Genomic DNA, 23,582 nt, shown 5'->3' with positions numbered 1-23,582 from the left:
ATTAAAATTTTCAAGTTAGATGAAGGAGGAACTTATGATACTAAAGAAAATACATCATGTGGCAATAATTTGTTCGGATTATAAGAAATCAAAGGAATTTTATACAAAAATATTAGGATTAGAAGTGATTAGAGAAGTATATAGGAAAGAAAGAGATTCTTATAAGTTGGATTTAAAACTTGGAGATAACCAAATTGAACTATTTTCTTTTCCTGATAGCCCTAGTAGACCAAGTTATCCTGAGGCATGTGGATTAAGGCACTTAGCTTTTCAAGTTGATAATGTGGAAGAAGTAGCTAAGGAATTGGAGAGTAATGGAATCGAGGTAGAACCAATAAGGATTGATGAATTTACTGAAAAGAAATTTACATTTTTTAGCGATCCAGATGGATTACCTTTGGAATTATATGAATAATTTTTTGAAGATTATATATAAGTTATATAACTGAAATGGAGTATTTTAAATAAAGATATGATCATAAAAAGAAAAGAGGTGAATTTTTAGTAAGAGTTTTATAATTACTTATAGCTCTTATTAAATATAAAATGTTTGATATAAAAATGTTTGAAAATATGACATTAGAAAGTAAACTCGAAACTATGCTTGTTATGTTAGAAGGATTAGTAGAAGGTGAAGATTTAGATATAACAAAGGCTTGTAACGCTACAGCTCTTATTAGCGCCTTAATAGGTAGGATAAACTGGTGTGGTTTCTATTTTGTTAAGGGGGAGAATTTGTTACTTGGACCTTTTCAAGGTATGCCAGCTTGCACAAAAATAGAAATAGGAAAAGGGGTTTGTGGTACAGCTGCTTTAGATAGAGAGACATTATTAATAAAAAATGTTCATGACTTTGAAGGGCATATAGCTTGTGATGCAGCATCTAATTCAGAAATTGTTGTACCAATAGTAAAGGATAATACCTTGTATGGAGTGTTAGATTTAGATAGTGATGAATTTGAAAGATTTACAGAAGCAGAACAAATATACTTAGAAAGAGCTGTAGCTGTAATGAATAAACATATAAAATGGGAGAAAATATTCTAGCATCAAGCTTAATTTGAATAAGAATATTTATATTAGGATAAAACAATTATTGAATAAATATTTTTTTCAATAGGAGTGATATTATGTTTGACAAAATTAAGTTACCTTATGAGTATAATGATTTAGAACCATATATAGACGCAGAAACAGTAGAGACGCACTATAGTAAACATCTTCAAAAATATTTAGATACATTAAATACTACTTTAATAGGACATGAAGAGTTTGCAAAAGGAAAAACATTAAGCCATATACTGTCTAATGTAAATGAGATACCAGAAGATATTAGGCAAGTTGTAGTGAATAATGGTGGAGGAGTAGCAAATCATAATTTGTATTTCTCAAATCTTTCGCCAAATCCAAAGAAAACCCCTGAAGGGAAGTTCTTGGAAGAGATAAATAAAACATTTGGTGATTTAGAAACATTAAAAACAAAAATAGGTGAGGCCGCTATGGGACAATTTGGATCAGGTTATGGTTTTTTAGTTAAAGATAGGTCGGGTAATTTATCAGTAAGAAATACATTGAATCAAAATTCTCCACTTAGCGATGGATTTATTCCTTTATTGACTATAGATGTTTGGGAGCATGCATATTATTTAAAATATAAAAATTTAAGAATGAATTATGTGGAAAATATATGGAATGTAATTGATTGGGAAAAAGTTCAAGGCCTTTATGAAAATTGTGATGGAAATTAGAATTTTTTAAGTCGTGTGAGAAATCTGTTCTGACTTTTAATTTGTAAAAGATAAACTCTTAATAATATTTTCGAATATTATTAAGAGTTTACTGTTTTATGGGAAATTTACTTTAGTAATAATAAATATTATTATAATAAGGCTTCCAGTCACTTTGAATTATTTCTTTTCTTATAGAACAAGTTATATCATAATTACTTCTAGATGAGTTTAGAATATTGAATTTAGAATTAAATGAAGTTGTAAATGTATTAAGTAAATTAGGAATTAGGGAAACTGAAGAATTAAATGTTTCTAAAGGGGTAGATGAATCGGCAGTATTTCTAGTTGATGAAATAATTTTATGAAGTTCTGTACTTGCTTCTTCACATAAATTATTTATTTCCTTTTTTAAACTAGAATCGTAATTGCTTGGATAAGTTACTTCCAGGTTGATTCTATATCCAATGTTACGTATTTTGGTACATGGAACTTCAGTTTGGATATTATTATTATCAATGTAACCAATAGTTTGAGTAATTAAGTCTTCTGTAACTTCAGGAATATCTATGGAAGCTAAAGTTTCAGTGAAAACATTTCTGCTTCCGTTTAAATAGTAATCTTTTTTATAAATTGATGGAGTATTATTTTCTTCGGAGTTAATACAATTTTCGCAAGCGTTGCTAGTATCTGATCTATAACATACGAAAGAATCAATTCTTCTTAGTGATAATCCAAAATAAACCCAATTACGTCCTCTCCATTTGAAGCCAGATATGGAAACTCTGCTGACATTGATTAAAAAAGCCCAGTAGCTTCTACCATTAGTCTCCCAAATATATGTGTATTTGAAAAGACAAAATCTTATTGACATTGGGTCAACAGCCTTTGTTTGTATATTATCGCTAGCACCATAAAAACTTTGAACTCCCTTATCTTTTTTACTAGGAATGTAGTTTGGTGGTGGTGAATGAGGTGCTACAGGTGCTTCAAAATCAGTACCTGGTGGGTAAAAGTTTCCTTTAGGATAATTGTCATAATTGTCTATTGGTGGAAACATATCATTAGGCATTGGAATAAATGGTGGTTCCCTTTGTAGAGGTTCATAAGGCATAGGAGATATTTCAAAATCTACAAACTCCATATCATCTTCGTAAGTATTATCTTTGTCTCTCATCATTTTTATTTACTCCTAAATAATTTAGTCGTTAATATTATATTCATGAATAATAAATATGCTACTTTGAAGTTGTTTTAATTTTAAGACTCTCCAGTTCTAGAAAAAAGAATAAGTTTTACTAATGTGTATAAGTGTATTATAATAGAAAAAATGATTCACTACATTATTAAATTGTTGGGGAAAAAGAAACTTGACAAAAAAACAAAATAACTTTTAATAATTAACAGGCATTTTAGGAGGGCTATTTATGAAAGAAAAACTAAGTTTTAAACAGAACTTATTGATAGGATCATTATTATTTGGATTATTTTTTGGTGCTGGTAATTTGATTTTTCCAGTGCATATGGGACAAGAAGCTGGAAGTAATACTTTTATTGCTACTATTGGTTTCCTAATTACAGGTGTAGGATTACCTATGATTGGAATAGTTGCATCAGCACTATCCAAAAGTGAAAGTTTAATAGATATGGCTAAGCCTATTAGTTCAAGGTATGCTAAGATATTCACATTCGTATTATACCTAACAATTGGACCTCTTTTTGCAATTCCACGTACTGCTACAGTTGCTTTTGAAGTTGGAATTCATCCTTTTATTTCAGACGAATATTTGAAATTAGGATTAATTATTTTTACATTTATATTTTTTGCTTTTACTCTTTATTTTTCATTACGACCAGGAAGAATTTTAGATTGGGTAGGTAAATATCTGACTCCTATTTTTTTAGTACTTTTATCTATTTTATTAATAGCTACATTTGTAAGTCCAATGGGACAGGGAAGTCAGTATACTCCTCAAGGGAATTATGCTACTCAGCCATTATTTACTGGTTTGCTAGATGGATATAATACAATGGATGCTTTAGCATCTTTAGCCTTTGCTATTATTATTATTTCAAATATACAAAAGTTAGGTGTTAAAGATTCTAATTCTATAGCTATTGAGACGTGCAAGTCAGGGTTAGTTAGTGTTATTGGTATGACTATTATTTATGGGTCGCTAGCATATATGGGAGCTACAAGTTTAGGTAGCGTAAGTCGTGCTGATAACGGAGGAAGTATTTTATCTGGAGTTAGTAATCATTATTTTGGATTTATAGGTACAGTGTTATTAGCAGCGATTGTAGGAATAGCATGTGCAAAGACAGCTATTGGTCTAATTACTTCTTGTTCAGAAGTGTTCAATGAAATGTTTCCAAAATCAATTTCATATAGAAGCTATGCTATCATATTAACAATTTTTTCTTTTACAATTGCTAATTTTGGATTAAATAACATTATCCAATTATCTATACCAGTACTAATGTTTCTTTATCCTTTAGCTATTACATTAATAATATTATCATTATTAACACCTGTTATTAAAAAGCAAAGTGACATATATAAATGGACAACAGGGTTTACAGGTATTGCAGCATTTTTTGATTTCTGTAAGGCTCTTCCACAACCTTTGCAAGAAAATAATGTAGTTGGACAGATTATTAAATTTGCTCATCTATATTTACCAGGTTTTGATTATGGATTTGGATGGATTTTACCAGCATTTTGTGGATTTATTATAGGAATAGTAATTTGGATGGTTAGAAGGAAAAGAAAAGTGTTTAATACATAATATTTTTAGTAATTACTTTTTTAGTCAATTGCTGGACTGTTATCATAAAATAAGAGGCTGTATCAAAATAACTTTTGATATAGCCTCTTAAAAATGGGGAACTTTATAAATGATTAAGTGCTTCAGTTAAAGCACAAATAGTAAGCGATTGACCATATGCCATTGGGGCAATGATAATGTTTTTATAATGATCTTTATTATATCCCATGCCAGTTCCACCAGAAACATTTAGCACGGTACCATCTTTTGCTATGTTTTTACATATAGCTATAATTGCTTTTTCAGCTGGGGCTCTATATTTATCATCTAATATACCAAGTTTTATGCCCCTAAGAATACCGGTTACAATTGCAGCTGAACCGGATACTTCTTCATAGCTTGTACTATCATCTATTACTGTAGTCCATAATCCAGATTTTGATTGATATTTAACTAAAGCTTTAACTTGAGCAATAAATGTATCAACCAAGAACTTTTTTATACCTGGATTTAAAGTTCCATCAAACATTTCAATATAATCTAATATTCCAAAGGCAAACCAAGAGTTTCCTCTGCACCAGAATACTTCACCAAAGTTAGAATTCTCGTTAAAGCTCCAGCCATGATAAAATAGACCAGATTTTTTATCGTATAGATATTTTATATGAACTAATACTTGATTGATTGATTCATCTATCCAATCTTGCCTTTGGTATTTTTGCCCTATCCTATTTAAGAATAAAACAGTCATAAAGAGAGTATCAATCCACATTTCACTTTCATTTAATCTAACACCTTGTCTATCTCCATTTGCACTAGTAACATGTTGGAAAGCTCCTTCTTTTGTGCGAGGAAGACAATTCATAAGCCAGTCAGCCCATGTTAAGCAAAGCTTCTCATATTCAGGATTATCTACTAGGTCGCATAAATCCACTAATGTTAGTAATGGAGCGGTCGTGTTAATATTTTTTGAAGGTAACCCAACCTTTAAGTTATTTTTATACCAATTATTTAAGAAATCTAGATATTTATTGTTTTTATAGTATTTACTTAATCTTAACAAACCATATAGGCCTACTCCCTGAGGCCAGTCCCATTCTTGAATTCCAAAATCCCTAGGAAACATTCCTATGGCTTCACCACCTTCTTCAGTTAGCTTTTTTTCATCAGAAGGCCTGTCTAAATTTAATAATTTATCAACAACTAAATCAAGTTTTGATAATATCTCTTTTTCTGTAATTTTCATAGTATCACCTCATAAGTCCTATACAATTGTAAGTTCTGTTTCTATATCAAAGAAATGCATTTTTTTAGTGTCCATAGCCATTTTTATCTTTGAAGCTAATTCAAGAGTTGAGCTTCCGTTAACTCTTACAACTAATGATTTTCCTTCTTTATCTATATATAAATAAGTTTCAGCACCCATAAGTTCTTTAACTTCTAATGTGCAATTAAACACAGAATCACTATGTTTAGCTATAAATTCTTCATCATAATCTAAGTCTTCTGGTCTTACGCCTACAATAATTTCTTTACCAATATATCCCTTGTCCTCTAATATTTTAGCCTTTTCAGGGTCAATTGCTATTTTATCGTCTTTGAACGAGAAATATAATTTGTTTCCTTCTTTTCCGATTTCAGAATGGATAAAGTTCATTTGAGGACTTCCGATAAATCCAGCAACGAATAGATTTGCTGGATGATCATGTACAACTTGAGGAGAATCAACTTGTTGAACAATACCATCTTTCATAACAACTATTCTTGAGCCCATAGTCATTGCTTCTGTTTGATCGTGAGTAACATATATGAATGTAGATTGCAGTCTTTTATGTAATTTGGATATTTCGGTTCTCATTTGAACTCTAAGTTTTGCATCTAAGTTCGACAAAGGTTCATCCATTAAGAATACTTTTGGTTCTCTAACGATAGCTCTACCAAGGGCAACTCTTTGTCTTTGACCACCAGACAATGCTTTAGGTTTTCTATCTAGTAGGTATTCTATATCAAGGATTTTAGCAGCTTCAGTAACCTTTTTTTGAATTTCATCTTTAGGAACTTTTCTTAATTTTAATGCAAAAGCCATATTATCGAAGACTGTCATGTGAGGATATAGGGCGTAGCTTTGGAAAACCATAGATATATCTCTATCTTTTGGCGCTACATCGTTTACAAGAACGTTATCGATGTATAATTCCCCTTCAGATATTTCTTCAAGTCCTGCAACCATTCTAAGAGTTGTAGATTTACCACAACCAGAAGGTCCTACAAAAACTATAAATTCTTTATCTGCAATTTCTAAGTTAAAATCTTTTACAGCTGTAACATCTCCTGGATATATTTTGTAAATGTGTTTTAATGATAATGTTGACATAATAAATTCCTCCCCTTTGTTGTGAATATGTTTACATTATACACCTTTATGTATAAAATATCTATATACAAAATAAACAAAAGTAAAGAAAATATAATAAAATAAAAGGAAAACAATCATAAAACAATGGGTAAGTAAGGGGGTGTAGATAGTTTTATGCTAATATATCATTAAAATTACTATGTTTTTTGTAAGGTTAAACAAAATTAAGAGAAAAATTGTTTTTAGTTGATTTATGTTAAATTTTTTATAAAAACAAGGAATTATGTTGTTGAGTTTTTTCAATATTAGGTATAATATTTATATAAAGTAATTAAATATTAGAACAAAAGGAGAGTTACTGATGAGAATAGGAGTAAGAGGTCATGATATAGGAAAATATTCATTAGATGAATTAGCTAGACGTATTGAAGAAAAGGATTTAAAAAGTATACAGCTTGTAATGAAGAAAGCTATAACAGAATTTGAAATAACTAAAGGGTGTATGACACCAGGACTTGCTAGATATATAAAGGAAACTTTCGATAGACATAATGTAAACGTCAGCATTTTAGGGTGTTATATAAATATGTCGCATCCAGATGATGATGAGTTAAAAGAATTATTAGATTTATTCAAAGATCATATACGTTTTGCAAGAGATTTAGGATGTAGTATAGTTGGAACTGAAACAGGAGCTTTAAATAAAGACTATGTTTATGGACCAGAAAACCATACAGAAGAAGCTTTTAGAAGATGTTTAAATTCTTTGAAAGTAATGGTTAGTGAAGCGGAAAAGTTTGGAGTAATGGTTGCAATTGAAGGAGTTGCAAGACATGTAATAAATACACCTAAAAAAATGAGAAGAGCTTTAGATGAAATAAATTCTAACAATTTGCAGGCTATATTTGATCCATTTAATTTTTTAACAAATGATAATTATATGAATCAAGATGAGATGATTAAGGAAGCTTTTGAATTGTATGGAGATAGAATCGTTTTGATTCATGCAAAAGATTTTGTGGTTGAAGATGGACAAGTAAAGCAGGTAGCAATAGGTACAGGCCAATTCAATTATCCTTTATTATTATCGTTAATCAAGGAAAGAAAACCACATATAGATGTTATTCTTGAAGGAACAACACCAGAAGATTTGGATAGCAGTATTAAATATATAAAAGATATTTACGATAGAGTTTAAATTAATGGATAATTTTAAAATTTAATGAAAAGGGGGATAGGGTATGAAAGAATTTAGTAGGGGTAAGTGTATTTATAAAAACTTGTTTGAATCAGAACAATCCATAAAAGACTGGTATGCAGAAGGAGAAGTGGATATTAAGCTAAATGAAGGTGAACTAGTATTGAAAAATAAGCTAGACGCTGAATTATGTGGAGATAGTGCTCATTTTGTATTTTGGTGTCCTAAAGATTTTGAAGATAGGATAATAATAGAATGGGAGTTTCAGCCATTAAGTGATCATGGATTATGTATGATTTTCTTCTCGGCGAAAGGAAAAAATGGTGAAGATATATTTTCTGATACACTACCTAAAAGGCATGGAATTTATCCAGAATATCATTCAGGTGCTATAAATGCATTGCATCTGTCTTATTACAGAAGAAAGTATATAAGTGAGAGAAAATTTAATACTTGCAATTTAAGAAAAAGTTGTGGATTTAATTTGGTTAAGTTACAGGCAGACCCTATTCCCTCATTGCCTAATGTAATAGAACCTTATCATATGAGGCTAGTAAAGTATGATGAATTTGTTCAATTTTATATCGATGATTTGTTAGTTTTGAGTTGGGAAGATGATGGTAAATCATTTGGAGATATTCTTAGAGGCGGAAAGATAGGGTTTAGGCAAATGGCGCCAATGAAGGCTACTTATTCAAATTTATATGTATATGAAGCAAAAGTTATGGAATAAGAGGTGTAGTATATGGGGAATTTTTCATTTGATAAAATATTTAGAGTTTTTGAAGAAGTTACTGATTTCATATTGCTTAATTTCATATGGATTGGCTGTACTCTTTTAGGTGTAGTAATTTTTGGAGTAGCTCCTAGCACCGTAGCTTTACTATCTGTAATGAGAGATAAAATAATGAAAAAAGAGAAGTATGGAGTTGTTAAGTCTTTTTGGAGTACATATAAGAGAGAATTTAAGAAATCCAATATAATTGGAATAATTCTAATGATATTAATGCTAATGGTTACTATAAATATTATGAATTTTGAGGCCCAAAATGGAACTTTTTTCACTGTACTTTACGGGGTATCAACACTTGCAAAATTATTGATTATAGGCATGTCTCTCTATATATTTCCTTTATATGTTCACTATGATATGAGTTTTAAAGAATATTTCATGAAGGGATTACAGCTTCTAATAATGAGACCATTTGTAACTGTATGTATTGCAATATGGACTTTTATAATGTATTTAGGAGTTATGTTAATTCCAGGACTAATACCATTTCTCACAATAAGTGTATACCTTTATGGGATTATGGCTATAAATTATCAATTTTTTATGAAGAATGAAGATAGACTAAAATCAACAAGTGCAAATTCTGATATTTGATATTGGAGTTTGAACTTATTTTATAATATATATGATTTTGGGGAGGAATTAGTATGACAAAAGTAAAATGGTTGGATGAATTACCAAGGAGTAAAAGTGGTATAACTTGGGGAGTTCCGTGGAAAAAAGGTGAACTTGGGAAGAAAGAAAAATTGGCTCTAAAAAATTCAAAAGGTGAAGAGTGCTATGTTCAAAGTTGGCCTTTAGCATATTGGCCAGATGGCAGTGTTAAATGGACAGCACAGTCTGCAGTGTTTGATTCAGATAGTGATAGAGCCTATGAAATAATTAAAACGGATAGAAAACTTAAGCCAGGTAAAGCTATAGAAATTTATGAGAGTAAAGAACAAATAATAATAGACAATGATGTAATGAAATGCTATATAAATAAAACTGGACAAGACATAATAGAAAAGGTTTTAATGAAAAATAAAGTAGTCAATGAAGGGGGGAAATTAGTAGTTATAAATGAAGTGCGAAAAGATAACATTCATCAATTCGAGAAATATTACAGTAAAATAGAGAATGTATCAATTGAAAATAAAGGGCCATTAAGAGTTGTAATCAAATTTGAAGGTGTACATTCAGATGAAAAAAGAGAATGGATTCCATTTATATTTAGAATGAATTTTTCTCTTGGAATAGAATATTTTAGAGTTACGCATACTTTTTTCTTTGATGGAGATCCAAACAAAGATTTTATCAAAGGGATAGGAATACAATTTTCTTTATCATTAAATGAAAATGATTTCAATAGACATGTTAGATACGCATTAGAAGAAGGTATGTATTCAGAACCAGCAAAATTATTGCTAACTAGATTTTGTGCAGTTGATAATAAAGCTTATGAAAAACAAATTAATGGAGAATTTGTGGATATTGAAAAAGCAGACACAAGGACAATTGAATTAGCAGAGAAGAATGCTATATGGAATAACTTTAAACTTACTCAAGATTCAGCAAATCATTATAAAATAATTAAGAAAAGTGAAGAAAACTTAACATATGTTGATGTATTACATGGAAGTAGGGCTAATGGGCTTATGTATGTTGGATCTGAAAGTGCAGGAATTTCATTAGGATTGAAGAACTTTTGGCAAAGGTATCCTTCATCTCTTGAAGTTAAAGGATTAGCTAAGAAAAAAACAACTGCAATATTATGGCTATGGGATCCAGCAGTAGAAGCAATGGATTTGAGACATTACTCTAATAGTCCACATATGGTTGCTTATGAAGGTTTTGAAGAAATAAGGTCAACACCTTTAGGTATAGCAAATACAAGTGATGTTTATATTGGGTTCTATAATAAAATGCAAAATAATGAAGAAATCTATGAAATGTCAAAGGAATGGCAAAATAATTCTTTGCTAGTATGCGATCCAGAACACTATTATAAGACTAAAACAACTGGAAAGTGGGGCTTGCCAGATAAAAGTGATGATAAAAAGAAGTTTTTTGAGGATATATTAGAAGAAAACTTTGAATTTTATAGAAAAGAAATAGAACAAAGAAACTGGTATGGATATTGGAACTACGGAGATGTTATGCATACTTATGATGGGGTAAGACATCAATGGAGATATGATTTGGGCGGCTATGCATGGCAAAACACGGAACTTATGCCTAATATATGGCTATGGTATCAATTTCTAAGAACAGGAAATGCTCTTGTATACAAAATAGCAGAAGCTATGACAAGGCATACTAGTGAAGTTGATGCATATCATTTTGGAGAATATAAAGGGTTGGGTTCTAGACATAATGTAGTCCATTGGGGTTGTTCGTGTAAAGAAGCGAGAATCAGTATGGCCATTCTTCACAAGTTTTACTATTATTTAACTGGTGATGAACGGGTAGGAGAAATACTTACGGAAATAAAGGATGGAGATCAAGCAGTAGAAAGATTGGAACCATTGAGAGGATTTTTTCCAGAAAGTGATATAAAGACACATATAAGAACAGGTCCAGATTGGTCAGCTTTTTGCTCAGATTGGGAAACTGAATGGGAAAGAACTGAAAATGAGGAATATAAAAATAAGATAATTAAAGGTATGGATATAATAAAGTCATTGCCAAATAAGTTGTTGTCAACTCCGGCTTGTGGATATGATTCAAAAACATCAATACTTAAGCATATAGAAGATGAAAGAATGACTGGCGAGTTTCATATGATGATTTCTTTTGGAGCACCACAGATTTGGATTGAAATAGGAGAACTATTAGAAGATGAAGAATGGAAGGATATGATAGCTGATTTTGGAGCTTTTTATATGCTATCTGATGAGGAAAAGAAAAAGAGGACAAATGGAAAGTTAAGCAACAAGTGTTTTAGTTGGCCGATGTTTGCAACAGGCATGTCGGCCTATTGTGCAAAAAGAAATGGGGATAGAAAATTAGGTAAAAAAGCATGGAATTTATTATTTAAGGAATTAAATGCTAAAAGTAAAAATATGATTACACCAAGTGTAATAAAATCTTGGAGAAGTATATATGAAGATCCGAATGTAACTACTAATTGCGTTTCACAATGGAGCATTAATACAATTATGTGCTTAGAATTAATAGGAGATATGATTCCGGAAGAATTTACAAGTAAATAATAGAATTTTATAAAGAAAACTGTCTTAAATTTAGAGAATATCTTTTTAAGACAGTTTTTCATTTTGTTTTGATGAAGTTTGTATACTTTTAAAAAGTTCAGGGTAGAACACCAATATATTTCTAGAAATAATAGTTAAATGAAAGTTATACACTGTCTAAAATATAAAAAAAGTTGTATACTAGTAAAAATAAAAATGTAAAAGAAAATAAAAAAAATGAATAAAATTATGGGAAATAAAAAGGGCGGGAAGTATGCTAAAATAAGTTATACATTCTTTATTAGTGGTTATTAAAGTGGGATTTAGGATAACATATAAATTCGATTTAGGAAAAGGAAATACTATTACTACATAAAAAAATGGGAAATATTTTTTTGGAAAGATAAAATAAGTTGAAACTAATATACTAATTGCTATTGACTTTGTAATTTTAAGGTAATATAATAGATTCATGGAAGGAATACGTTTCCAAAGAACTAATAATCGTAAGAAGAGAGGGATTGTTATAATGAAAGATTATGCAAAGTGGATGGCTGATTCAATAATAGCTAGAAACACAGATTTGACTAGTTATTGGGCTTATGAATTTGGTTTAACACTGGATGGAATCGCTGAAGTTTGGAAACAAACTAATGATGAAAAGTATTTCAATTATGTTAAAGATGCTATGGACACTTTCATTGGTGAAGATGGAAGTATTAGAGGATACAGAGTAGATGAATATAATATTGATCATTTAAACAATGGCAAAATAGTCCTAACCTTATATCAAGCAACTAAAGAAGAAAAATATAGAAAAGCTTTAGAATTGCTAAGAACACAAATAAATAACCATCCAAGAACTAGAGAAGGAGTTTTCTGGCATAAAGAGATATATCCAGAACAAATATGGTTAGATGGTTTATATATGGGAGCGACTTTTTATGCAAAGTATGTAAACGAATTCGGGGACATCAAAGAATTTGATGATATAGCTAAACAATTTATTATTGCCAAGAGTCATTTAATAGATGAAAAAACTGGATTATTATATCATGCATATGATGATGCTAGAGTACAACCTTGGGCTAATAAGGAAACAGGGTTATCAAGACATTTTTGGAGCAGATCGATGGGTTGGTATGTTATGGCTTTAGTAGATACTTTAGAAGTATTACCAGAAGATAATAAACATAGAGCTGAAATGTTAAAAATACTTCAAGATACAGTAGATGCTTTAGTAAAAGTGGCAGATAAGGATAGTCATGTATGGTATCAAGTACTAGATCAAGGAGATAGAAAAGGAAATTACTTAGAAGCTTCAGGATCTTCAATGATTGCTTATGGAATTTTAAAGGGAGCAAGACTTGGATATTTAAGAGAAGAATTGAAAGAATTCGGACAAGCTTCATTTAAAGGATTAGTAGATGAATTCATCCTTGAAACTGATGAAGGTAACATTAATTTAAATAAAATATGCTTTGTTGCTGGACTTGGTGGAAAAGATAACAGAGATGGATCATTTACATATTACATAAGTGAACCAGTAGTTGCCAATGAACCAAAGGGGTTAGGACCTTTCGTATTAGCAGCTGCAGAAAACAATTTATTACAATAGGGATGTAGTCCGAGATGATTGTAAGGATTTTAATTCTTACAATCATCTAAAAATAATTAAAAGGTATTATTTATCAAAATTGGAGGGGAAAAAATGAAAAGGAAAGTTACTGTTAAGAATATGATAGGTTATGCATCTATTAATTTCTTAGGGAGTGGAGCACAGAAAATAGTTCAGCTATATTTAATGGTATTTTATACAACACTTTGTGATATTAGTGTGGTACAAGCGGGAACTATATTTACAGTTACTAGATTTCTTGATGCTATTTTAAATCCTGTAATGGGATTCGTTAGTGATAACTTTGGAAGGACTAAATTAGGTAAACGTTTTGGTAGAAGAAAATTCTTCATCTTAATCGGTGTGCCATTGTCTATGATTGTGTTTCCGTTGATGTGGACAGTTGGTCATTCTTTTGCATTTTATTTCGCAGTTAATATGGTTTGGGAAATGTTATTTACTGTAATCATTGTTTCTGCAATTGCATTACCTGCAGAGATGGCACAAACTGCAGCTGATAAGACAAAACTTGTTGCTGCTAAATCATATTTTGGAACAGTAGCTAATATTGTAGCTGCAGCTATTCCAGCAGAGTTATTCCGTAGATTTGGTGAAAATGAACCAAAATCATTTGCTTTAGTAGGTATTGTTTATGCTGCTATAATTGCAGTTTCGTTAATTGTTGTTTATGCATTTACATTTGAGCGTGATCCAAAGGAAGTTGTTTATGACGATCAAGCACATGGTATAGGAGAAATATTAAAGAAGTTAGTATTAGATATATCTTCAACATTGAGAGTAAAATCATTCAGAATTCATACAATTATGATGCTTTTAATTGGAATTTATAAAAATTTAGCTGGTAGTATATTAACTTATTATGTAATTTGTTGTATGGCAATAGCTAATGCAAAGTCAGCAACAGGATATGTTTCAGCTATATCAACATTTGTTTCTTTAGGAACTTTAACAGTGTTTGTAGCTCTTGCTTATAAGTATGGTGGACCAAAGACTTTCAGAGTTTCTGCAAGTATAGTTATTTTGGGATGTATTGGATATATTGGCGTAATGTTTATGAAAGGTACAGATTGGTTAATTCCTGTTTTTGTTGTAGCACAGTTAATTAATGAAATTGGTAAAGGCGGTTGTGATTACATACCAGTATTCCAATTACCATTTATGGCTGATATAGATGAGGCTGTAACAGGTACTAGAAGAGAAGGTATATTCTCAGGGGTTAATGGAGCTATGTCTAAGATTTCATACGGAATAGAATCATTAATAATGACTGGAGGATTGGCAGCTTTCGGGTATGTTTCTGGAAAGGATGTTGTACAACCACAATCAGCTGTAATAGGAGTAGCAATTTTAGCAACTGCACTTCCAATGGTTATACTTCTTGTTACTTTTATTGTTTCTACTAGACTTAAATTAACTAAAGAAAATCATAAGCTTTTAGTTGATGAAGTTAACAGAGTAAAAGCTGGTGGAGATAAATCACAAGTTACACCAGAAGCTAGAAAAGCAATTGAAGATCTAACAGGATTTGCTTACGAAAATTGTTTCGGAAACAATAATGTAGGTTATCATTCAAAGACTGCTAATGCATAAAAGATAAACATTTAGTACAGGTAAAATCATTAATATTAATATAGTAGATAAATGTAATCTTATGTTTATCTACTATATTTTTTTGATATTATATAAATTAATAAACAATAGTTTTTGTTTAGAGTAGTTGGAAATTTATTAATGTAGTTATTTGGCATTTTAGGGCCTGAAATACGATATAAGATTTTTTAGGGGGAGTTATTTGTGGAATTAGAAAAATTTGAGTGGAATGAAGATTTATACAATAAAATAGAGAAAAAAGTCAATGAAAATATGCCTAATATAGAAAATCTGAAAAAATATGATATTACAGATTTAGAATATGGTGGGTTTATTCGAGTAGTTGAAGAAGAATATTTAACCCATCCTGATGGGCCTTATAAAGGGACAAAGTCAGAGCTTAAAAAAGATAGGGATTATCTTGGAAAAACTTTAATTAAAAATACTCAAAAAGTTAAATATTATGGAGAAGTAATACAAAAAGCTATTGATGAAGCTAGTGAAAATGTAAGCGGTGGTAAAGTTATAATACCAGGAAGTCATAACTCAAATAAGCCTAATGTTTATTATACAGGTGCTATAACGTTAAAGAGCAATGTAGTGCTGGAAATAGAAGAAAATGCTATTTTAAGATTTGTTAGAAATAAAACTAATGAATTTTATCCTTTAGTTTATACAAGATGGGAAGGCATTGAGATGATAAATTTCTCTCCGTTTATATATTCTTATGAGGCTGAAAATATCGCTATAATAGGTAAAGGTGTATTAGATGGAAATGCAGATGAATTTAACTGGATGCCATGGAAATTTGGATACTTTGGAGAAGAAAATCAACAAATTCAAAGAGATAGATTATTTGAATTAGGTGAAATTAATGCGGATGTAAGGACTAAAAGAATATTTGGTGATGATATTTCTACAATAAGACCACCATTTATTCAACCATATAAATCTAAAAATATACTTATAAAAGATATAAAAATTATTAACTCTCCATTTTGGGAGATGAATCCAGTACTTTGTGAAAATATTAAGGTTGATAAAGTAAAAGTCGATACCAATTTATATAATAATGATGGGTTTGATCCAGAATCATGTAAAGACATGATTGTAGAAAATTGCTATTTCCTAACAGGAGATGACTGCATAGCTATAAAATCAGGAAGAAATAATGAAGGGAGAAATATTGGAGTGCCATGTGAGAATATAATTATTAGAAATAATGAATTTAAAGATGGTCATGGAGGAATTACCATTGGTAGTGAAATATCAGGTGGGGTAAATGATGTGTTTGCTCATGATAATTATTTTGATAGCAAAGAGCTAGATTACCCAATAAGATTCAAAACTAACGCGGAACGTGGAGGAAAATTGGAAAACATCTATGTTAAAAATAGCATAGTAAACAAATCAAAAGTAGCTGTTATACATGCAGACTTTTTCTATGAAGAAGGAGAAGTTGGAAAGCATAAGCCTATTTTGAGAAATGTTACATTGTCTAATATAAAAACAGTAGAAGGTGGAAGTATAGATGCCAAAAATGCTTTATATATTAAAGGGTTTGAAAATGCACCTATAGAAAATATTGTAATAGAGGATGCTGTTTTAAATGGTGTTCAGGGAGAGGCTATATTACAAAATGTTAAGAATATAACTTTTAAAAATGTTTTTATAAATGGAAAACAGTTAGATAATAGAACTTTTAGTGTGAATAATAAATTTGAAGTAATTTATTGAAAATGAATTAGAAAATATATTATTAATTTTAAAACTCATGTATTGAATAATTTAGCATATTTAGTATACTTGAATATGTGAAAGCAATATAAAGGAAGTACATATCCGGAGGTGAAAATATTTGGTATTATACGATAAATTTGAAAAGGAAAGTGGAAAAGACTATGCATACAGGGTGTTAAGAGAAAATATAATGTCTTTAGAGCTTAATCCTGGAGAATTATTAAGCGAAATTGAACTATCAGAAAAATTAGGTATATCAAGAACTCCTATTAGAGAAGTTTTGATGAAACTAAAAAGTGAACATTTAATAGAAGTAAAACCTCAATCAGGAACATATGTCTCTTTAATAGATTTAGATTTAGTTCAGGAAGCTAGGTTTATGAGATTTACATTAGAAGAAAAAGTGTTGAAATTGGCATGTGAAAACTTTAGCGAAGAATTATTTGTTGAATTAGAGAAAAACTTATATGCTCAACAGATAATTGCTGATATGGATGGTGGAGAAAAAGAATTTCATAAGTTAGATAACCATTTTCATGAGTTATTTTTCTTAGGAGTGAATAAAGAAAATGTTTGGAAAAGCATATTGAATATAAGTACTCACTATAATAGAATGAGAATTTTATCTCAAGCAGAAGATTCAAAAAGAGATGTTGTAGAACAACATAGAGAATTTATAGAAGTTATCAAGAATAAAAATATAGACAGAGTTGAGTCTTTAATTAGTGAGCATATGAGATATACAAAGAACAGTTGGGAACATCTTCTGAAGGAAGATAATGAATCACATAATTTTTTCAAGATAAATAAATAGTTAAATTAAGAATTTAGAAAAGTGCTTATTTTTATAATAAAGCACTTTTTTATATGTAAAAATTTGAAAAGGGTTGCAAAATCATATGGAGAGTGTATAATAGAATTATAACTAGTATACAAGAAGAGGCGAGATGAAGAGAATTATCACTTATTAAAATAAGCTGAATTTGAAACCACTTAGAAAAAAACCGTATATTACATAGAATCTGTCTTCATTTTTCATATGAGGTTTATGGAAACTTAACAATGAAAGCGCCTCGCTTAGTATACAAGAATATAATTTAGGGGGAAGACATATGTTAAATAAATTAAAGGAACAAGGAATAGTAGCTGTAATAAGAGCTAAAGATCATGAAGAAGCTATGGGAATCATAGAAGCGTGTCTTAATGGAGGCGTAAAAGCTTTAGAATTAACTTATACAATCCCTAATGTTGTAGAAGTAATAAGAGAAGTAAATGAAAAATATAGTGATGCATTAGTAGGTGTTGGTAGTGTGTTAAATGGAAAGATGGCTTTAGATGCGATAGAAGCAGGAGCTAAATATGTTGTAAGTCCAGGATACTCAGAAGAAGCTAACACAGTTTGTCATTCAAAAGGAGTAGTTTATTTACCAGGTTGTATGACAGTGACAGAAGTAATGCATGCAATGGATAAAGGAAATACAATGGTTAAGATTTTCCCTGGAGAATTATTTGGACCTAAATATATAAAAGCATTGAAAGCGCCAATTCCACACGTTGATATAATGCCAACAGGTGGTGTTAATATAGATAATATTGATGAATGGTTTAAAATGGGGGTTTCTTGTGTTGGTGTAGGTAGTGCGTTAACTAATGCTGGAAGCTTGAAGGATATAGAAAATTTAGCTAAGGAGTTTGTAAAGAAAATTGAAAAGATTAGATCTTAAACAAGAAGGTAAAATACTGGGATTTGGAGAGATAATGCTTAGATTGACTCCAGAGGAATCAGAAATGATAATACAGGCAAATAAGTTTAATGCTACATATGCTGGCGGGGAAGCTAATGTAATATGTAGTCTTAGTATGTTCGGACATGATACTAAAATGTTGACAAAACTTCCTAGTAATCCTCTAGGTGAAAAAGTTATAAGAGATTTGAAGTCTTTTGGGGTAGACACCAGAGAAATCCTTAGAGGTGATGGAAGACTTGGAATATATTTTTTAGAACAAGGTGCGGGGCTAAAAAATTCAGAAGTGGTGTATGACAGAAAATATTCAGCAATTTCTTTGGCGAAAAAAGAGGAGTTTAACATTGAGGAAATATTAAAAGATGTTAAAGTTCTTCATGTATCAGGAATTACACCAGCATTAAGTGATGAATTATTTAATTTCACATTACAATTGGTAAAGGCTGCAAAAGAAAGAAACATAGTTGTATCATATGATTCCAATTATAGAGCAAAACTTTGGAGTTTAAAAGATGCCAGAAGATTTATGGAAAATGTATTACCTTATGTCGATATAGCATTTCTTGGAATACTTGATTTTAAGAATATCTTAAAATATGAGTTAGAGCAGGAGAAAAATTTTGAAAAAGATTTAGAAACTCTTTATAATCAGTTGTTTAAGAAATATCCTAATTTAAAATTTGCTGCATCAACTAAGAGATGGGTAAATTCTGTAAACAATAACTCTCTTCAAGGATTTTTATATAATGGAGAAACTTTGGAAAAGAGCAATAAATACACATTTGATATCATTGACAGAGTAGGTGGCGGGGATTCATTTACTGCTGGAGTATTACATGGTGTTTTAACAGGAATGGAAGAGAAAAGAATAATAAACTTTGCTACTTGTGCAAGTGTTTTAAAACATAGTATAAAAGGTGACATCAATATGGTCGGGATAGATCATGTTACCACACTTATGGATTCAGGAGTAGAGAATATTAAAAGATAATGTAAAACATATTTAGGAGATGGAGAGGTATGGATAAGATATACAAGTGTTTTCCACAAGGAAAATTTAAAGTATTAACTATGAGTTATGACGATGGAAAGATCCCAGATAAAAGATTAATTAAAATCTTCAATGAAAATGGAATTAAGGGGACATTTCATCTTAACTCAGGTTATATGGAAAAGAATGATCCGGCAATAACCTATTCTTATGGAAAGAGAATTCCTAAGGAAGAAATAAAGGATTTGTATGAAGGTCATGAGGTATCTTGTCATACTCTAACCCATCCTACTATAGCAAGATGTCCTATGACACAAGTTATTGAACAAGTCTTGGAAGATAGAAAGGCTTTAGAAGCAATTGTAGGGTACCCAGTTAGAGGATTATCTTATCCAAATGGATCTTACAATAATGAAATTGAAAACATGCTACACCATGTTGGAATTGAATATTCAAGAATAGTTGGCAATAGTGATAATTTTGAATTGCCAAGAAATTATTATGAATGGAAAGCTACATGTCATCACAATCACAATTTGTTAAAGTTAGCAGATGAATTTATTGCTTTAGACAAAAAACAATATATGTATATGTTTTATGTTTGGGGACATAGTTATGAATTTGAAAGAGATAATAATTGGGAGCTTATTGAGAAATTTGCTAAGAAGATTGGTAAAAGAGAGGATGTCTGGTATGCAACTAATATAGAAATCGTTGATTACTTAAAGGTATGTGATAGTTTATTATTTGCAGCAGATGGAAGTTTTGTATACAATCCTTCAGCAGCATCAGCATGGATTAGTGTAGGTGATGTTGTTTTTGAGATTCCAGGCGGAACTCAAGTTGCTCTTAAATAGGAATGTGATGATAGTAGTACGTTAGAATTTAAAAATATTTTATGAGGTGAATTACTTATGCAAAAAAAATTAAGTGTTGAATGTTTAAATTCAAAACAAAAAGCTATATATGATAAAGTTATAAAAAGTCCGATTAAGATCATGCAAATAGGAGAAGGAAATTTTTTAACTTCTTTCTTTGATTGGATGGTATATAAGGCAATAGTAGCAGGAAAATATGAAGGATCAATTGCATTGACTTGTCCTTTAAATTTTGATCAAAAAATAAACACATTAAAAGAGCAAGATATGCTTTATACAGTAACACAAAGAGGATTTAGAGATAATGTTGAAGTAGATGAAAGTGATATAATTTCTGTATTTTCAAAAGTATTTAACTACAATGTTGACTGGAATTTATTTATGGAAATTGCTGAACTGGAAAGCTTAGAAGTAATTATATCTAACACTACAGAAGCAGGACTAGCTTATAAGGAAGTAGAACTTAACAAAGTATCAGTTGATGGGTTATATCCAGGAAAATTAACAGCATTTTTAATGCATAGATTTGAAAACTTAAAAGACAAATCTAAGAAATTACTTATCTTCCCATGTGAATTAGTAGATGATAACGGTAAAGTTCTTGAAGAAATGGTTAAGAAACATGCAGAAAGTTTTGGAGCTAGTGCTGAATTTAAGGCTTGGCTTAATGCTTCATGTGTATTCCTAAGCAACTTAGTTGATAGAATAGTTCCAGGATTCCCAAGAGAAAACACTGAAGAATACTTTGAAAAATTAGGATATATTGATAATGCAGCTTCAGTATGTGAACCATTCTTTTTATGGGGAATTGAAGGAAGCGAAGAGTATGACAAGATATTACCACTAAAATCAGCTGGATTAAATGTTAAATGGGCAGATTCACTATACGATATTCATTTATTAAAAGTTAGTATATTAAATGGATCACATACTTTAATAACTCCACTTGGAATCTTAAAGGGATTTGAAAGAGTAGATGAGCTAATTGAAGATTTAGAAGAAAAGGCATTTTTAAATGAAGCTTTAGAAAATGAAATAATACCATCATTAAAGAATGATGATGCAGAAGAATATGCGAAGACAATTCTTCAAAGATTTAGAAATCCACATTTAAAACATAAACTTGAATCTATATCTATGAATTCTGTATCAAAATTTGTTAACAGAGACTTACCAACTGTTAAAGCTTATATCGAAGATAATAACGCTTTACCAAAGAATATGGTAATTGGTCTTGCAGGGCTTCTTAGATTCTATCAAATAGAAAAGAAAGAAGATAAGTATGTAGGACATAGCTTTAAAGGTCAAGAATATCCTGTTTTTGACGTACCAAATGTTTTAGAATTCATGAGTAGTGTAAATAAAGAATATTCAGTTAAAAATGAAGATTATGTAAAAGTTGTACTTAGTAATACAGAACTTTGGGGTGAAGATTTAACTTTAATCAAAGGTTTAACTGTAGCGGTAAGTGAAGCATTAGAAAGTTTGGAGAAGAAGTATGCATAAAGTAATTAAGATAAATCATGATGATGATGTTGCTGTGCTGTTAGAAGACGGTAAAGCTGGAGAAGGCATCAATATTGGAGAAATAAAATTAGTAAATGATATACCAAAAGGACATAAGGTTGCTATAAAGAATATTAAAAAAGGACAAGACATTCTTAAATATGGTTATAGCATAGGAAAGGCAAAAGAAGATATCAAAGTTGGAGATTGGGTGCATTCTCACAATCTTGGTACAGGACTTGGAGAAATATTAGAATATAACTTCAAGGGAGATATAAAAGAAGTTCACAAAGAAAAAAGTGATCTTACTTTTAAAGGATATGTTCGTGATAATGGAGAAGTTGGAATAAGAAATGAAATATGGATCATTAATACAGTTGGTTGTATTAATAAAACTTGTGCAATTTTAGCAAGAGAAGGAAATAAGCTTATAAATGATAAGGTAGATGGTGTATATCATTTTGAACATCCATTTGGATGTTCTCAACTTGGTAGTGATTTAGAGAATACTAGAAAGATTTTAGCTGATATGGTAAATCACCCAAATGCAGCAGGAGTACTTGTAGTTTCTCTTGGATGCGAAAATAATACATTAGAAAGCTTTAAAGAAATACTTGAGCCTATAAATCATGATAGAATCAAGTTCTTAAGAGTTCAAGATGTTGAAGATGAAGTTGAAGAAGGCAAGAAGCTTATAGGAGAATTGGTTGAATATGCTTCAAAATTCGAACGTGAAGATGTAAATATATCTAAACTGAAAATTGGGTTGAAATGCGGTGGATCTGATGCATTCTCAGGTGTTACAGCTAATCCATTACTAGGAAGAATATCAAATACTTTGACCACTTTAGGTGGAACAGCTATACAAACAGAAGTGCCAGAAATGTTTGGGGCTGAAACAATCCTATTTGATAGAGCTATAAATAAAGATATTTTTGATAAAAGTGTGGATCTTATAAATAACTTTAAAGAATATTTCATGAGGTATAATCAAGTTATTTATGAAAATCCTTCACCTGGGAATAAAAAAGGTGGAATAACAACATTAGAAGAAAAATCATTAGGTTGTGTACAAAAGAGTGGTAAGGCTGTAGTAACTGATGTATTAGAATATGGAGATAGAGCAACAAAGACAGGTTTAAACCTAATTTCTGGTCCGGGAAATGATCAATGTGCAGTTACAGTTCTCGCAGCAGCTGGTGCACATATAGTATTGTTTACTACTGGAAGAGGAACACCATTTGGTGGAAATGTTCCGACATTAAAGATTTCAACCAATACGGATCTTTACAATAGAAAGAAAAATTGGATAGATTTTAATGCGGGAGAACTTATTGGATCAAGCAATCCAGAAAAAATTGATGAAGAGTTTTTAGATTTAATTATAAAAACTGCATCAGGCGAGTATAAGGCTAAAAATGAAGTTAATGATTATAGAGAAATATCTATATTAAAGGATGGAGTTACATTATAGGAGG

20 protein-coding genes are annotated in these 23,582 nt (G+C 30.4%); 17 read left to right on the top strand and 3 right to left on the bottom strand.

Annotated elements, in window-relative coordinates:
• The first annotated feature begins 34 nt into the window (after positions 1 to 34).
• From gloA2 to H9661_RS05330, 3 genes are all read left to right on the top strand, one after another.
• Positions 35 to 415 (top strand): SMU1112c/YaeR family gloxylase I-like metalloprotein, encoded by a 381-nt coding sequence (gloA2, locus tag H9661_RS05340; protein WP_143316737.1) that lies wholly within the window; start codon positions 35 to 37, stop codon positions 413 to 415.
• A 131-nt stretch (positions 416 to 546) separates the two neighbouring features.
• The gene (locus H9661_RS05335) at positions 547 to 1,047 is read left to right on the top strand and encodes a GAF domain-containing protein (RefSeq protein WP_143316738.1); all 501 of its coding nucleotides are present in this window, start codon (positions 547 to 549) and stop codon (positions 1,045 to 1,047) included.
• Positions 1,048 to 1,130: 83 nt separating this feature from the next.
• A complete protein-coding gene (locus tag H9661_RS05330) occupies positions 1,131 to 1,748 on the top strand; it encodes a superoxide dismutase (protein ID WP_143316739.1) in 618 nt (205 codons plus the stop codon).
• Between the two features lie 112 nt (positions 1,749 to 1,860).
• Here the strand turns inward: H9661_RS05330 and H9661_RS05325 are convergent, their stop codons facing one another.
• A complete protein-coding gene (locus tag H9661_RS05325; protein WP_191767888.1) occupies positions 1,861 to 2,907 on the bottom strand; it encodes a hypothetical protein in 1,047 nt (348 codons plus the stop codon).
• A gap of 247 nt (positions 2,908 to 3,154) precedes the next feature.
• Between H9661_RS05325 and brnQ the strand changes: the two genes are divergently transcribed.
• Complete coding sequence (brnQ, locus tag H9661_RS05320; RefSeq protein ID WP_191767887.1) at positions 3,155 to 4,516, top strand: branched-chain amino acid transport system II carrier protein; 1,362 nt, start codon at positions 3,155 to 3,157, stop codon at positions 4,514 to 4,516.
• A gap of 103 nt (positions 4,517 to 4,619) precedes the next feature.
• Here the strand turns inward: brnQ and H9661_RS05315 are convergent, their stop codons facing one another.
• Both H9661_RS05315 and H9661_RS05310 read right to left on the bottom strand, forming a co-directional pair.
• Complete coding sequence (locus tag H9661_RS05315; RefSeq protein ID WP_191767886.1) at positions 4,620 to 5,741, bottom strand: glycoside hydrolase family 88/105 protein; 1,122 nt, start codon at positions 5,739 to 5,741, stop codon at positions 4,620 to 4,622.
• A gap of 18 nt (positions 5,742 to 5,759) precedes the next feature.
• Positions 5,760 to 6,869, bottom strand: coding sequence for an ABC transporter ATP-binding protein (locus H9661_RS05310; protein WP_143316743.1), 1,110 nt, complete (start codon positions 6,867 to 6,869; stop codon positions 5,760 to 5,762).
• Positions 6,870 to 7,212: 343 nt separating this feature from the next.
• On the opposite strand from H9661_RS05310, the gene H9661_RS05305 reads away from it, so the two are divergent.
• The 13 genes from H9661_RS05305 (at position 7,213) to H9661_RS05245 (ending at position 23,578) form a co-directional block, all read left to right on the top strand.
• Positions 7,213 to 8,049: a sugar phosphate isomerase/epimerase family protein gene (locus H9661_RS05305; protein ID WP_191767885.1), complete on the top strand. Its 837-nt coding sequence runs from the start codon at positions 7,213 to 7,215 to the stop codon at positions 8,047 to 8,049.
• 43 nt (positions 8,050 to 8,092) lie between these two features.
• The gene (locus H9661_RS05300) at positions 8,093 to 8,782 is read left to right on the top strand and encodes a DUF1961 family protein (RefSeq protein ID WP_191767884.1); all 690 of its coding nucleotides are present in this window, start codon (positions 8,093 to 8,095) and stop codon (positions 8,780 to 8,782) included.
• 12 nt (positions 8,783 to 8,794) lie between these two features.
• Complete coding sequence (locus tag H9661_RS05295) at positions 8,795 to 9,436, top strand: YesL family protein (protein ID WP_191767883.1); 642 nt, start codon at positions 8,795 to 8,797, stop codon at positions 9,434 to 9,436.
• Positions 9,437 to 9,489: 53 nt separating this feature from the next.
• A complete protein-coding gene (locus tag H9661_RS05290) occupies positions 9,490 to 12,036 on the top strand; it encodes an exo-rhamnogalacturonan lyase family protein (protein WP_191767882.1) in 2,547 nt (848 codons plus the stop codon).
• 508 nt (positions 12,037 to 12,544) lie between these two features.
• Complete coding sequence (locus H9661_RS05285; protein WP_191767881.1) at positions 12,545 to 13,633, top strand: glycoside hydrolase family 88/105 protein; 1,089 nt, start codon at positions 12,545 to 12,547, stop codon at positions 13,631 to 13,633.
• A 93-nt stretch (positions 13,634 to 13,726) separates the two neighbouring features.
• Entirely contained in the window at positions 13,727 to 15,244 is a 1,518-nt protein-coding gene (locus H9661_RS05280; RefSeq protein WP_143316749.1) for an MFS transporter, read from the top strand.
• A 204-nt stretch (positions 15,245 to 15,448) separates the two neighbouring features.
• Positions 15,449 to 16,981: a glycosyl hydrolase family 28 protein gene (locus H9661_RS19990; protein ID WP_191767880.1), complete on the top strand. Its 1,533-nt coding sequence runs from the start codon at positions 15,449 to 15,451 to the stop codon at positions 16,979 to 16,981.
• A gap of 121 nt (positions 16,982 to 17,102) precedes the next feature.
• A complete protein-coding gene (locus tag H9661_RS05270) occupies positions 17,103 to 17,798 on the top strand; it encodes a GntR family transcriptional regulator (protein WP_143316751.1) in 696 nt (231 codons plus the stop codon).
• Positions 17,799 to 18,096: 298 nt separating this feature from the next.
• The gene (locus H9661_RS05265; RefSeq protein WP_191767879.1) at positions 18,097 to 18,708 is read left to right on the top strand and encodes a bifunctional 4-hydroxy-2-oxoglutarate aldolase/2-dehydro-3-deoxy-phosphogluconate aldolase; all 612 of its coding nucleotides are present in this window, start codon (positions 18,097 to 18,099) and stop codon (positions 18,706 to 18,708) included.
• Positions 18,689 to 19,720: a sugar kinase gene (locus tag H9661_RS05260; protein WP_143316753.1), complete on the top strand. Its 1,032-nt coding sequence runs from the start codon at positions 18,689 to 18,691 to the stop codon at positions 19,718 to 19,720. The genes H9661_RS05265 and H9661_RS05260 overlap by 20 nt, the downstream gene beginning before the upstream one ends.
• A 29-nt stretch (positions 19,721 to 19,749) precedes the next feature.
• On the top strand, positions 19,750 to 20,577 hold the full coding sequence (locus H9661_RS05255; RefSeq protein WP_191767878.1) for a polysaccharide deacetylase family protein: 828 nt from the start codon (positions 19,750 to 19,752) through the stop codon (positions 20,575 to 20,577).
• Positions 20,578 to 20,634: 57 nt separating this feature from the next.
• On the top strand, positions 20,635 to 22,104 hold the full coding sequence (locus tag H9661_RS05250; protein WP_191767877.1) for a tagaturonate reductase: 1,470 nt from the start codon (positions 20,635 to 20,637) through the stop codon (positions 22,102 to 22,104).
• Positions 22,097 to 23,578, top strand: coding sequence for a UxaA family hydrolase (locus tag H9661_RS05245; RefSeq protein WP_143316756.1), 1,482 nt, complete (start codon positions 22,097 to 22,099; stop codon positions 23,576 to 23,578). The genes H9661_RS05250 and H9661_RS05245 overlap by 8 nt, the downstream gene beginning before the upstream one ends.
• The last annotated feature ends 4 nt before the right edge of the window (positions 23,579 to 23,582 follow it).

It is taken from the genome of Clostridium cibarium (assembly GCF_014836335.1).
In the GTDB taxonomy this organism is placed as follows: domain Bacteria; phylum Bacillota; class Clostridia; order Clostridiales; family Clostridiaceae; genus Clostridium; species Clostridium cibarium.
Note: the sequence above shows the minus strand (reverse complement) of the source record. Positions and strands in the feature narration are given on the sequence as shown.